The sequence below is a fragment of the Pseudomonas sp. B14(2022) genome, assembly GCF_012030485.1.
Lineage (GTDB): Bacteria > Pseudomonadota > Gammaproteobacteria > Pseudomonadales > Pseudomonadaceae > Aquipseudomonas.
Genome location: NZ_JAAUVM010000019.1, coordinates 55,259 through 68,580, shown reverse-complemented (window position 1 = coordinate 68,580; position 13,322 = coordinate 55,259). Strand labels below are relative to the sequence as shown.

Below are 13,322 nucleotides of genomic sequence, written 5' to 3'. Positions count from 1 at the left end.
TAGGCGTCCCCCTCGCTCTTACAGTGAATTAGGGCAAGTTCCCTCCCACATTGGATCTCTAGCGCTTTTGCAGGCACTGCCCGGCTCGGGATTGGCACAGGGCAAATAACCAATGGCGCAGGCGCTTGAGTTTCAGTTCCATACCAGCAGCTCCGCAGGGGTGGGGTTGTAGGCGTTGCACGGGTTGTTCAACTGCGGGCAGTTGGAGATCAGCACGATCACATCCATCTCGGCGCGCAGGTCGACGTACTTGCCGGGGGCGGAAATACCGTCTTCGAAGGTCAGCCCGCCGTCGGCCGTCACGGGCACATTCATGAAGAAATTGATGTTCGGCCCGATGTCGCCTTTGCCCAGGCGGCCGTCGTGGGCACAGGCGCGCAGGTAGTTGTCGCGGCAGCTGTGCATGTAGCGTTTTTCCAGGGCGTAGCGCACGGTGTTGCTCTCTTGGGCGCAGGCGCCGCCGAGGGTGTCGTGGCGCCCGCAGGTGTCATCAACGATGGTCAGCATCGGCTGGCCGAGGTTGGAATACAGCACGCTGCCGGTGCCCAGGTACACGCTGTTTTGCCGGCGCAACGTGCGCTGCACGTCGTAGCGTTCACGCGGGTTTTTCACGCTGTAGAACAACGTGTCGACGGCCTGGTTGCCCTCCAGGTCGAGGATGCGTAGGGTCTGCCCGACCTTGACCTCCATCAGCCACGGCTCGCCGGCGGGGATGGTTGCGCGGTACACGGCCGCGTCCGGTTGTTTCAGTGCGATAGACATGGCAGCTCCTCAGGCGAACAGGCGATCGGTGTTGATAAAGCCGCGCTCGTTTTCCGGGCGCGAGGTACGGCAGTGTTCGGCGACGCTTTTGTCGGCGTTCATCCAGCTCAGCTTCAGCGGTTGCGGCGCGTAGTGCGGGTTCGGGTCCATCGGATGTTGCAGGGCGGTGAGCACCACCAAGGTGTCCATCGGCGCGTAGAGTTCGATGTAATCGCCGGCCTTGGAATTACCCGGCACAAAGTGCAGGCCACCGTCGCTGTCCACCGTGACTTTGCTGAACAGGTTGAGGGTCATCAGCAGGTCGGACAGGCCCAGCCCCCACTTGCCCAACTCCACCAGCAGGTTGTCGGTGCCGTTGCGGAAGAAGCCGTTGCGCAGTTCCTGATAGCGACCCTGGCCGTACTTCTCGGCGACTTCGGCGGCGCACAGCACACCGCCGATGCTGTCGCTCCAGCCGCAGGTGTCGGCGGTGATCGCGGCCAGTACGCGGCCCATGTCCGAGTACAGGCAATGGCCCGCGGTGAGCTTGGCTGTGTGTTGGCATTTGAGGCTGTCGGGCAGGTTCAGGCGCTCGGTTTTTTCGTTGGCGTTGAGCAGGGTCAGGCTGACGTTGGCGCCGCCGCGAAGGTCGGTCAGGCGCAGCAGTTGGCCGCGCTTGAGCACGAACGAACGGTGGCCGCCGCCGGGCAGCATTTCTTCGGCGAAGGGTGGGAACAGTTGGGTGGAATCGGTCATTTGGACGTGGCTCCAAGTTCGGCGGCGAGCGCCTTGCGGCGCTCGCTGTTCAAAGGGATGTCGTAGGTAATGCGGGCGCCATAGGCGCCGGGGGCGTGGGGGTCGACGCGGACTTTGTCGAACACCAGCAGGCGCGTGCCGAGGCTGAAGCCTTCGCTCAGGTCGTGGGTGACCATGAACACCGTGAGCCGGGTTTCGCGCCACAGTTCCAGCAGCAGCTGGTGCATGTCCTTGCGAATGCCCGGGTCGAGGGCGCCGAAGGGTTCGTCCAGCAGCAACACGCGGGGTTTCATGATCAGAGCCTGGGCGATGGCCAGGCGTTGTTGCATGCCGCCGGAGAGCTGCGCGGGGTACTTGTCCAGGGCGTGGCCGAGGCCGACTTTGTGCAGCAGCGCGGCAGCCTGTTCGCGGGCGTCCTTCCTGGCTTTACCGAACAGCCGGCCCAGCACGCGTGAACGTGGCAGTTCCAGGCCGAGGGCGACGTTGTCGAGCACAGTCAAATGTGGGAACACCGAGTAGCGCTGGAACACCACGCCACGGCTGGCATCCGGCTCGGCGGCGAGGGCCTGGCCGTCCAGCAGGATCTGGCCTTTGCTCGCGGTTTCCTGGCCCAGCAACAGGCGCAGGAAGGTCGACTTGCCACAGCCGGACGTACCGACCAGCGTGCAGAATTCACCCTCGGCGACGTGCAGGTTGAGGCCTTCGAGCACCACTTGGTCGCCATAGCGCTGCCACACATTATTGACGCTGATAAAGCTCATGCCCGCGCTCCTTCGTACCAGGGGAACGCATGCCGGGTCAGGGCCTTGAGGCCCCAGTCCATCAGCCAGGCCAGCAGCGTGATCCACACCACGTAAGGCAAGATCACGTCCATCGCCAGGTAGCGTCGTACCAGGAAGATCCGGTAGCCCAAACCGTCGGTGGAGGCGATGGCTTCGGCGGCGATCAAAAACAACCACGCCGAGCCGAGCATCAGCCGCAACGAGATCAACAGGCGCGGCAGCAATTGCGGCAATACCACACGCAGCATCAGGGTCCAGGTGGAGGCACCGAGGGTCTGCGCCTTCACCAGCAGCTCGACCGGAATTTCCCGCGCGCGCTGTTCCAGGTCACGGGCCAGGCAGGGGGTGACGCCGATGACGATCAGCATCACTTTGGACAATTCCCCCAGCCCGAACACGATGAACAGAATCGGCAGGATCGCCAGCGGCGGCACCATCGACAGCACCGTCAGCAACGGTGACAACGGTGCGCCAAACAGCGGCAGCGTGCCGGCGGCGATCCCCAGGCACAGGCCGGCGAGGGCGCTGATACCCAGGCCGATGGCGAGGCGGCGCAGGCTGGAGGCGCTGTCCTGCCACAGTACGTATTCGCCGGTGCGGGTGTCGGCGTTGAAGGCCAAGCGTTTTACCGCGTCAATCATTTGCCCGGCGCCGGGCAGCAGCTTGTCGTTAGGGTTGTCTGCCAGGCGCTCGGCCGAGCCCACGAAGTAGGCAAACAGCAGCAGGGCGAACGGCAGCAGCACCAGCAACAGGCGGCTGGAGCGGTCCGGGTAACGGTTGATCAGGCGCATGGCCGGGTCCTCTTACAGCTTGCCGTCGGCGGCCATCTGCACGTAGCTGGGGTCGAAGTGCAGCTTGAGGTTGGCTTTGTCGCCGCTGGTCACGCCGTTGGCGAAGCTCATGCCCACGGCGCTGGTGTCCTTGGCGCCTTCACCCAGCAAACCGTGTTTAAACGAGAACTCGGCGACTTTGCCCATGGTGGCGGGCAACTGTGCGCTGGTGGCGAAGGCCAGGGCTTCCTTGGGCGTGGCGAACAACTTGGTGGTGTCCAGTTGCGACTGGAAGCCCGCAAGGTCAGTGCCGGAAGCCTTGGCCATATGTTCCAGGGCTTCGGTGCTGGCGGGGCCCTTGGCGTTCATCAGCGCGACCACTTCGAACCAGGCGCCGGTGAGGGCTTTACCCAGCTTGGGATTGTCTTTGAGGACCTGGGTGTTGACCACCATCATGTCCATGATTTCGCCGGGCACTTTGCTGGAGTCGAACACTTGGCTCACGCCAGGCTTGGCCTTGATCTCCGAGAGCATCGGGTTCCAGGTGGTGACGGCCTGGACCTGGTCGGTGTTGAAGGCCGCTGCGATGTCGGCATCCGACGTGTTGACCACCTTCAAATCTTTTTCGCTGAGGTCCGCCGATTCGAGCGCGCGGGCCAGCAGGTAGTGGGACACCGAGAGTTCCACCAGGTTGACGTTCATGCCCTTGAGGTCGGCCACTGTCTTGCCGGTGCCCTTGATCACCACGCCGTCGTTGCCGTTGGAGAAGTCGCTGACCACCAGCGCGGTGCTGTCCACGCCACCGGCGGCGGGGATGGTCAGGGCGTCCATGTTGGTCATGGTGCAGCCGTCGAACTGGCCGGCGGTGTACTGGTTGATGGATTCGACGTAGTCATTGAGCTGCACCATGTCGATGGTGATGCCGTACTTCTTGGCCCACTTGTCGAGGATGCCTTGGCTGCCGGCATACTCCCACGGCATCCAGCCGGCGTAGATCGTCCAGCACACGCTGAAGTGGTTTTTGGAGGCGGCTTGGGCCTGGAAGCTCAGCACGGCGGCAAAGACGGCGGCGAGCAGGGCGGGTAAACGGATTGAGGGCATGGTGCTTCTCCAGTTGATCAAGGGCGAGCAGGAGCAACGCGGCACCGTGAACGGTGGCTTGTCTCCCGGGCTTTTATCCCGCCGTGTAACCTCAACTGGAGGTCGCCAACTCTCGGACCAGCCACTCGCTTTTGGCGAGCCGGAACCCTAGTCGGCCATTGCAAATTGTGGTGCCGCGAACCTGTATCAATCCTGCACGCAAGAGATAAAGCGAGAGTCGTGCCAAGTGGCTTCGACGCCCGGCGGTTCAGCCGGGCGGGTGGGAAAGGAGGGCATAGAAGAGGGCGTTGTGCGCCACGCGGGTGCGTCGGCGCACTGCGATGAGGCGCTTACAGCTGGAACTTACTGACCAGCATATTGAACGAGGTGGCCAGTCGCGACAGGTCCTGGCTGGAGGCGTTGGTTTGGTGCGCACCGGCGGCGGTCTGGGTGGACAGATCCTGGATGTTGAGCAGGTTGCGATCCACTTCGCGGGCCACCTGGGCCTGTTCCTCGGACGCCGAGGCGATTACCAGGTTGCGCTCGTTGATGCTGGACACGCTGGCGGTGATGCGCTCCAGCGCCTGGCCGGCGTTTTGCGCCAGGGTCTGGGTGTTGTTGGCCCAGGTCAGGCTCTTGTTCATGGCGGCCACGGCACCATCGGCGCCTGCCTGCACTTCACCGATCATTTTCTCGATGTCGACCGTGGAGATCTGGGTGCGGTGGGCCAGCGCTCGCACCTCATCGGCCACCACCGCAAAACCACGGCCTTGTTCACCGGCACGGGCGGCTTCGATGGCGGCATTGAGGGCCAGCAGGTTGGTCTGGTCGGCAATGCCGCGGATCACATCAATCACCTTGCCGATTTCGCGCACCTGGTCGGCGAGGTCGGCGACCGATTGGGTCGAATCGTTGATCTCGACCACCATCGATGACATGCCCGACACGGCCTGCTCCACCTGCTGGCGGCCGTCCTCGGCTTCGGCGCTGGCCTGGCGCGACGCCTCGGAGGTCGACACGGCGTTGCTCGCCACTTCGTCGACCGCTGCGGTCATCTGGTTGACGGCGGTGGCGGCTTGTTGGATTTCGTCGTTCTGGCGGGTCAGGCCACGGGTGCTTTCATCGGTGACGGCACTCAGCTCTTCGGCTGCCGACGCGAGCTGGTCGGAAGCGTTGGCGATTTCCATCAGCGTGCTTTTCAGGCCGCCTTGCATATCGGATAAGGCCATCAGCAGTTGCCCGGCTTCGTCGGTGCGGTCGGTCGTGATGGCTTGGGTCAGGTCGCCCTTGGCGATGCGCTGTGCGTTTTCAACCGCTTGTGCGATAGGACGGGTGATCAGGCGCGTGATCAGCACACCGACGATGATCGCAATGATGAAGGCCAGGACAATGCCGCTGATCATCCAGGTCAATGCGCTGCTGCGAAGGTCCTCGGCGGCGACGGCGCCTTCCTTGATCTGGCGGTTATTGGACTCGATCATCACACGGATCAACTCGCGCGCCTGGCGAAACAGTTCATTGTTGGTGCTGTTGAGCTGGGCGCGGGCCTGCTCGACCTGGCCACTGTCGAGCATCGACATGATACGTTCGGAGCTGCTGGTGTAAGTTGGCCAGATCTGGTCGAGCTTGTCGCCTGCTGCCCGTTCGTCGTCTTCCAGGGGCGTGGCACGGTAGGTGGCGTAGGCGCTCTGGCTGCGTTTGAGTTCGTTGGCGATGTCCTGGCGCACACGGTCGCGGTCTTGTTGGGCGACGTCGCCTTTGCTCGCATCCATCAAACGGTACAAACCACGGTTGTGGGCCACCAGGCCATTGAGGGTAGCGGTCGTGTTGCTGACGGACGCCAGGTTATTGGAGAACGTCTGTTCCAATGCATTGGCGAGGCGGACCACGCTTTTGATACCCAGCAGGCCGACCCCGAGCGTGACCAGCGCACACACTAGAAATGAAAGCAGCAGTTTGGTTGAAATTTTCATGGATCGGATCCGGCGAAAGTGGCGAAGGGCGCACGTTAGAGCCTCCCTGGCTTATGCGATGTCATAGTGACATCATCGCAATCTGGAAAGTTTCGGGCCAGAAAAATTTACTGAATCGATAAACCTGGGGGATAGATTTGCGCTATGCGGCAGTGCATTTAATGGTGTATGGCCGCAGTTGGCATTGATGTATCAAGTTGTTACCAAAACGCACCAGATTCGGTTTTTGATGTCAGATGTTTCGTCATTCAGTGAAAGCTGAATGCCGCTCCCCAGCGTCGCTGGAGGTGCTCTTTCGCGGTCCAGGAGGCCGCCATGTATCGACGACTGCTGCTCAGCGCTTTACTCGGTCTGACCCTTTCCGCTTGTGTGCCCTACTACGATGGAGGCCAGAGCTATTACCGTTCCGAGGTCTACACCTCACCGGCGCCGGCTTATTACTACGGCGGCGGCACGGCGTATCAATATCGCCGTGATTACTACCCGTCGCCGCGTTACTACGCTCCGGCTCCGCGTTACTACTCGGCGCCGCGTTATTACCAGCCGGCGCCTCGCTATTACCCGTCAGGGCCAAGGGCCGGTTATCGGCCTTACCCGAACCAGGGCTGGGGGGATCGTTGGAACAATGGCGGGCATGGACGCGGTGGTGATCATGACCGTGGAGGTGGCCGCGGCGGTCACCGTTGATCGGCCTGTATGACAAGCGGCGCATGAAGCGCCGCTTTTTTATGGGCGCAAAACGTCAGTAATCGGACAAGTCCGCGAGCGGGTGCCGGCCTTCCCACGCCTTGGTGAAGTGCGCCTGCACCACGGCGTCGGGGACCGTATTGATGTCCGGCCAATGCCAGTGGGGCGTCTGGTCCTTGTCGATCAACCGCGCGCGCACCCCTTCGCTGAACTCCGGATGGCGGCAGCAGTTCAGGCTCAGGGTGTATTCCATCTGGAACACCTCGGCCAGGGACAGATGACGGGCCCGCTGGATCTGTTCCCACACCAGGTGCGCGGTCAGCGGGCAGCCTTCGCTCAGTGTCTTGCCGGCGCGGTTGAACAGCGGGTCGGCGTGGTCGCGCAGCGGGCTCAAGGCGCGCCAGGCGCTGCGCACATCACCGACGTCCAGCCATTCGTCGATTTGTGCCCGACGTGGCAGCCATTGCGCCTCGGGTTGCTGGGCCACGGCTTCCTGGGCCAGGGCCTTGAGCAGGCTGTTGAGCTGTATCGCGGTCTGTTCCTGCCAGTTCAGTTGCAGCAAACCCTCGAGTAACTCGTCTTGTTGATCGTCACGCAGGAAACGGTCGGCCAGGCCCAGGTCCAGGGCGTCACGGCCGTTGATATGGGCGCCGGTGAGGCCAAGGAATAACCCCAGCTTGCCGGGCAGGCGCGACAGAAACCAGCTGGCGCCCACGTCCGGGTACAGGCCGATGCTGATCTCGGGCATGGCCAGGCGGCTGCTCGGCGTGACAATCCGTATGGCCGCGCTTTGCAGCAGGCCCATGCCACCGCCCAGCACGTAACCGTGGCCCCAACAGATCAGCGGTTTAGGGTAAGTGTGCAAACGGTAGTCGAGGCGATATTCCGCGGCAAAAAACTGTGCGGCCAGGGCTGGCACTTCCCCCGGCTGCTCGCGGCAGGCCTGGGCCAGGCTGCGCACCTCGCCGCCGGCGCAAAAGGCCTTGGGCCCGTTGCCACGCAGCAGCACACAGGCGATGTTCGGGTCTTTGGCCCAAGTGTCCAGGCGATCAGTCAGGGCCAGGATCATCGGCAAGGAGAGGGCATTGAGGGACTTTTCAGCGTCCAGGCTGGCGATGCCAATGCGGGCGCCGCCACTGCCGGTCAGTTCTTCGAAGTGCAGATTCATCGTGACCTCAATCGAGAAGGTGAAGGATCAGTATGATCGCTTCGTGGGAAAGTGCCGGTGGTGTGTCAGATCAATTGACAAGCAGGGCCGGCTTTCCTAGGGTTCGCCTCATTCTTTTCTACAAGACATTTCAACTATGACCGAAGGCGACCGTATCAAACTCGAACCCAGCTGGAAACACGCCCTGCGTGATGAGTTCGATAAGCCCTACATGGGTCAGTTGCGCGAGTTCCTGCGCCAGGAACATGCCGCCGGCAAAGAGATCTACCCGCCCGGTCCGCTGATCTTCAATGCGCTTAACTCAACGCCGCTGGACAAGGTCAAGGTGGTGATCCTCGGCCAGGACCCGTACCACGGCCCCGGCCAGGCCCACGGCTTGTGCTTCTCGGTGCAACCGGGCGTGCCGGCGCCGCCGTCCCTGGTCAATATCTACAAAGAGCTCAAGCGCGACCTGAACATCGACATCCCCAATCACGGCTGCCTGCAGAGCTGGGCCGACCAGGGCGTGTTGCTGCTCAACACCACCATGACCGTGGAACGCGCCAACGCCAATGCGCATGCGGGCAAGGGCTGGCAATTCTTTACCGATCGGATTATCGAAGTGGTCAGCGAACACCAGCCGCACCTGGTGTTCCTGTTGTGGGGCGCCCATGCCCAGGGCAAGCAGAAGCTGATCGATGCCACCAAGCATTTGGTGCTGACGTCGGTGCATCCGTCGCCGTTGTCGGCATATCGCGGATTCCTGGGCTGCGGACATTTCAGCCGCACCAACAAGTTTCTTCAGCAAAACGGCGAAACCCCCATTGATTGGGCGCTACCACCGGTCTGACTGGAACGACCTACCTGTTATTTCCGACAGTATCGGGTAGGTCGTTTTGCGCATTTAATAATCTCCTTGGCCTTGTCGATCTGGCGAACACCAGAACGGTAGTCAATGGTCGATCATCGATTGATTGCTCAAGGAGATTAAACATGTCCGAGTCGAATCTTCCCTCTGACGCCCAGCCCGTTGACCCGCGGCAGCCGGCTGGGGATAAGCGCCCCCCGCGCAAACATTCCGAGTCAATCATGAGCCTGGACAATCCCATCCCGAGCCAGGCACTGCCGTTGCTGTGGGATGAGGCGGCCTACACCCTGCCGGTGAGCCTGCAGGATCAGGTTTTGCTGGTGACGATCGAGAGAGTCTGGCCGGTCCATCATTCCAACTTCGCAGTTCCCACCTTGGTGGAGTACCTCTTGCAGGGGGAGGTCGAACATACGTACACGATCCAGGGGCCGTACGACCCCGACGTGGTGTTTCCATTGACTCAGGCATTACCCGCTCACCTCCTGTCTATCGGGGGCATTCGGCGTTTGAATTATCGAGTGAGCTCGCCGTTTGTGCCGCTGACCGAATCCTTCCCGACGTTTATCAATATCGACAAGACCGCGCCCAATTTTGATAACCCCGGCCTGCCGCTGGAGTTTGAGGACGAGGTACTGGTTGAAGTGACGGATGACTATCTGGTCCGCAATGGCGGGGTGCCTGCAATCGTACCGCGGTGGCTGGATATTCGGACTGAAGATGTCGTCAGGTATTACTGGGGCGAATTTCCCGACGTCAACCTGGCGGGTGTCGTTGTTATCGAGCGGTCGCATGTTGAAGGTGCGCCTGTCGAGTTCACCTTTCCCGAGGCATTTGTGCGTACCAGCGGCACGGGGCAACGTTTTGCTTCCTACACCCTGACTGATCGAGCCGGTAGGGTGGGGCCGTTTTCCGAGCCGGTGACGCTGAACGTGTCACTGGCAACGCTGCCCGACCTGCCGCGGCCGTTGGTGCCCTTGGCCGAGGCGGATGGCTTGATCAACCTGGAGGACGTGCGCCAAGGTGTCACAGTGTCGATTCCACAGATCACCGACGCCGCCCCTGGGGACCGCGTTTTTCCGTTCTGGAACACCCATGCCCTTGGACCGATTACCATCGGCGCGGTACAGCAGTGGCCCATTCCAGTGCCGGTGCCCTGGCCGATTCTGGCTGACGGTGGCTTCGACAGTACCTACCCGGTACGGGTGCGCTATCTGTACCTGCGGGGTACGGCATCGAAGAACTCCCCCGACAGCTTCTACCTGGTCGACCTTTCGGTTGCAGGCGTTTCGCCCATTGGCCCTGACCCGATCAATCCCGGGTTGGAGAGGGTCACCGTAAAAGGCCGCTCTGGGGATAATGTTGTTACGGCTGCCGATGAGCCGGGGCCAGTCCCCGTGGAGGTTCCCCTGTTTTTTAACCCAGTCGTGGGTGAGAGGCTGGAGTTGTATTGGGGCAATGATGGCACTTATGCCGGCGAGTATGTGGTGCAGCCAGGCGATGTTGCGGGGCAGTTGGTCACGATCCAGGTGCCCTGGACAGTGGTGTCGACCGGCTCCAATCCAGCGCTTGAGGTCTACTACTGGACTGACAATGGCATCAATCGCCAACGCAGTCCGTTCACGCCGGTACGGGTGGAGTTCGATACGTTGATTGGCTTGCTGCGGCCTCGGTTGCTCAATGACAGTACCCGCGACTTTGTTGCCTGCGGCACCATTCCGGAGCCTTGGGAGGGGGTGTTCCTGGGAATAGACTGGAACTCGCAGCATTTCGAGGTCGGCGACACTGTTCGGCTGTATTGGAAAAGCTACCCGAGCAAAAATGGCAATGGGGAACATTTTGATGGCACGGATGTGTGGTTCGATCACACACTGACGAGTGATGATCGTGACATCGGTGTGGCGCAAATCCAGATCCTGCCCTTCAATCCATTGATTACCCTTCCAGGTCTCGTTGCCGAATGGGGGTCTGCAGTTGTTTCTTACCGTCTGTACAAGGCCACGGGGCCTACAGGGATATCGTTGAGGAAGCTGATTTACATCGACCTGAAACGGCCGGGTGGGGGCACCTGCCTGGGACCGTCGAGTAAAATGTGACCTGTGCAAGCAATGACAAAGAAGAGGGCGCAAGCCCTCTTTTTTTCCTTGATTTTCGACCAATGGCGCAGCGTTATTGGTCATGAGGGACTTTCGAGTTGCGGGGCTTATGTCGGGTTAGATTTTATGTCACTAGCAGATTATGTTTGCGCATGAGTGAGTTATTAAAAACAGCCAATCGCAGGTTGTTATCGTCAAGCACATTTTTTCATATTGTGCATCTGTCAGATTTGACAGGCTGTGCCTCGAAGTTGAAAGGCGTTTAATTAATCTGTCCTTGGTTCAATTGCATTGGGCGAGCACAGTCCTTAACCTTTCGAGTACATACCGATGGCAAACTCAAATAACCAAACCCCACCCATTCAGCCGACGGATGTTCTATTGAAACGACATCCGCGAGGTTATTCGCCGGGTGGGGCGTATGCGGTCGACGACTTGCGCGTCGTCAATACGCTCCCTGATGTCCCCGGTGGGCAGCCTAACTTGATGCGGCTGGCCACGCTTTATCAACAGGGTATCCAGTGTGAAATTGATAGCTGGACCGATACCTTTCCGGTTCCGGGTTCCAACCCGGATAATTTGCAGATCTACATTAATGGAACGCCGTATGGTGCGCGTATTCCCTTTACGAAACCGTTGTCCGCGCACACTTGGCCTTATACATTTTCGATTCCGGAACAGGACATTGGCGAGCACGGCGAGAAAAGGCTGAGTTATGAGGTGTTTGTGGGTGTGGGCGCCGATGAGCGTTCGGGCAATACGCGGGTGACGATCGACCGCCTCGATCCCAACGCCCGGATCATCCCCGAAGCTATTGGCCTGCCAGGCTGGGTGGTGGACGGTTTAATCACACTGGAGGGGTTGGCGGAGCACGGCAATCAACTTGAGTTGACCGTTCCCGGCCGCCTTGACCCCCAAGAGGGTGATATGGGGATGGTGTTCTGGGGGTTCCCTAACCCGACTCCCATTTTCAATACGGCTTTAACCCGAACCACCGCACCGTTTATTCTTACGTTGACCACCGCTCAGATTGTGGCGCAAGGCGCCGGCATGAAATATCTCGCCTACCGATATACCGACCGTGCTGGCAACAACACTTCTTGGCCACCGGAACTGACGCCGGTGACGGTAGTGACGGACCCCTTCCCAGCCAACCTGCAACCCCCTCACATTCCAGAAGCGCCTCTTGACCTCACCGATGTGCAACTGGGGAGGGCGGAAGTCTTTATCGATGGCTATGACAATGCCCAAGTGGGTGATGATATCCAGATTGACTTCAACGGCCTGGTGATCACCTATACCTTGCCGTCAGTGTCCTGGCCGCAGAGGGTTCCCATCCCGTGGGATATCCTCAGGGACGCGGGTGGGCTGGACGCTCCCTATCAGGCAGACGTCCGTTACCGGGTGGTTCGTGCAGGGAGCGCTTCGCCCTATTCAACCACCGTCACGGTGGATGTGGACCTGACCTCGGCGGGTGGGATTCCTGAGGACCCGGGCCCTGTCAATCCTAACCTGGACCTGATCGAGATAGAGTCTTCGGAAGGCCTGATCAACGAGATCGGGCCAGGGGACACGGACGATGCTACCGCACGCTTTGCTGTCTACCCCGGAGCGCGCGCAGGGCACAGGATTCAGATCTTCTGGAAAGGCATACCGGCCCTCACGCCGCCCTACATCGTGACATCGGCGGACGAGAGCGCAGCTGAGTTCGTAATTACCATCCAGGCAAACGTGATTGCCATGGGCGGTAACGGCGAAAACCTACCGGTGTGGTACGAGCTCAATAACGGGGTCAATGACAACACTATCTCCTCGTTGGAGACGCCGGTTGATGTGTTTGCCAACCAACTCACCGATCTTGAGCCCATCGTCTTTCCTGATGCGCTACCTGCAGGCGGAGGATTATTCGTCCTCACCTGCGACCAGGGTGTTACCAATGGCATCCGCACGAAGATCCTCGATCCTGAGAACCTGCGTACCGGTGATAAGGTCACTCTGGTGTGGGTGGTCTACGGTCCTGATGATCTTAATTCCACGATCATCACGGTCGATCATGCCTTTGATCCAGTCACGGTCACGGGGGATCACAATGTGCCGGGGCACCCAGGCGAGCTTCGTACCGTGCCTTTCCAGGCGTTTATCCAACCCGTTACGCTAGGCCGTATCGAAGCCTACTATCGAGTTCTCAAGGCTGATGGCGTAACACAGGGAGAGTCCGACCCCACAGTGGTGTATTTAACTCGTCGTAGAGGCGATGGGACTATCTGCGAATAATCCATTATTCGCTGTTTGAAATGCACGGACCGGTGAGGGTTGCCTCAACGGTTCGTGTGGTTTTATCACCCCTCCCTAGTTTCCTTTCTATCAAGTCCCCTTTACTGGTGCGTGATTAGGATAAGTCCTACGCGCTCTTGGAATCGGCTGA

General features: G+C 60.3%; 11 protein-coding genes and 1 riboswitch. Of the genes, 4 read left to right on the top strand and 7 right to left on the bottom strand.

The genetic code is table 11. The annotated features are described in order from the left end of the window. Window positions 1–132: 132 nt before the first annotated feature. The 6 genes from HCF10_RS23450 to HCF10_RS23425 form a co-directional block, all read right to left on the bottom strand. Window positions 133–762 carry an urea amidolyase associated protein UAAP2 gene (locus HCF10_RS23450; protein WP_167656511.1) on the bottom strand — a complete coding sequence of 210 codons (630 nt, stop codon included), beginning with the start codon at window positions 760–762 and terminating at the stop codon, window positions 133–135. Between the two features lie 9 nt (window positions 763–771). Further along, window positions 772–1,497: an urea amidolyase associated protein UAAP1 gene (locus HCF10_RS23445; RefSeq protein WP_167656510.1), complete on the bottom strand. Its 726-nt coding sequence runs from the start codon at window positions 1,495–1,497 to the stop codon at window positions 772–774. Further along, a complete protein-coding gene (locus tag HCF10_RS23440; protein WP_167656509.1) occupies window positions 1,494–2,258 on the bottom strand; it encodes an ABC transporter ATP-binding protein in 765 nt (254 codons plus the stop codon). Before HCF10_RS23440 ends, HCF10_RS23445 begins: the two co-directional genes overlap by 4 nt. Next, on the bottom strand, window positions 2,255–3,070 hold the full coding sequence (locus HCF10_RS23435; RefSeq protein ID WP_167656508.1) for an ABC transporter permease: 816 nt from the start codon (window positions 3,068–3,070) through the stop codon (window positions 2,255–2,257). Before HCF10_RS23435 ends, HCF10_RS23440 begins: the two co-directional genes overlap by 4 nt. A 12-nt stretch (window positions 3,071–3,082) precedes the next feature. Next, complete coding sequence (locus HCF10_RS23430) at window positions 3,083–4,150, bottom strand: putative urea ABC transporter substrate-binding protein (protein WP_167656507.1); 1,068 nt, start codon at window positions 4,148–4,150, stop codon at window positions 3,083–3,085. 60 nt (window positions 4,151–4,210) lie between these two features. After that, window positions 4,211–4,312: riboswitch (guanidine-I (ykkC/yxkD leader) on the bottom strand. A gap of 167 nt (window positions 4,313–4,479) precedes the next feature. After that, window positions 4,480–6,102: a methyl-accepting chemotaxis protein gene (locus tag HCF10_RS23425; RefSeq protein ID WP_131697128.1), complete on the bottom strand. Its 1,623-nt coding sequence runs from the start codon at window positions 6,100–6,102 to the stop codon at window positions 4,480–4,482. A gap of 315 nt (window positions 6,103–6,417) precedes the next feature. On the opposite strand from HCF10_RS23425, the gene HCF10_RS23420 reads away from it, so the two are divergent. Beyond that, window positions 6,418–6,789: a hypothetical protein gene (locus tag HCF10_RS23420; protein WP_081744398.1), complete on the top strand. Its 372-nt coding sequence runs from the start codon at window positions 6,418–6,420 to the stop codon at window positions 6,787–6,789. Window positions 6,790–6,844: 55 nt separating this feature from the next. Here the strand turns inward: HCF10_RS23420 and HCF10_RS23415 are convergent, their stop codons facing one another. Continuing rightward, on the bottom strand, window positions 6,845–7,957 hold the full coding sequence (locus HCF10_RS23415) for an enoyl-CoA hydratase/isomerase family protein (RefSeq protein ID WP_131697127.1): 1,113 nt from the start codon (window positions 7,955–7,957) through the stop codon (window positions 6,845–6,847). A gap of 136 nt (window positions 7,958–8,093) precedes the next feature. Between HCF10_RS23415 and ung the strand changes: the two genes are divergently transcribed. The 3 genes from ung to HCF10_RS23400 all read left to right on the top strand — a co-directional run bounded on the left by ung (window position 8,094) and on the right by HCF10_RS23400 (window position 13,171). Then, complete coding sequence (ung, locus tag HCF10_RS23410; RefSeq protein ID WP_167656506.1) at window positions 8,094–8,786, top strand: uracil-DNA glycosylase; 693 nt, start codon at window positions 8,094–8,096, stop codon at window positions 8,784–8,786. Window positions 8,787–8,929: 143 nt separating this feature from the next. Then, a complete protein-coding gene (locus HCF10_RS23405; protein WP_167656505.1) occupies window positions 8,930–10,897 on the top strand; it encodes a hypothetical protein in 1,968 nt (655 codons plus the stop codon). 330 nt (window positions 10,898–11,227) lie between these two features. Next, window positions 11,228–13,171: a hypothetical protein gene (locus tag HCF10_RS23400; protein ID WP_167656504.1), complete on the top strand. Its 1,944-nt coding sequence runs from the start codon at window positions 11,228–11,230 to the stop codon at window positions 13,169–13,171. Window positions 13,172–13,322 lie beyond the last annotated feature (151 nt).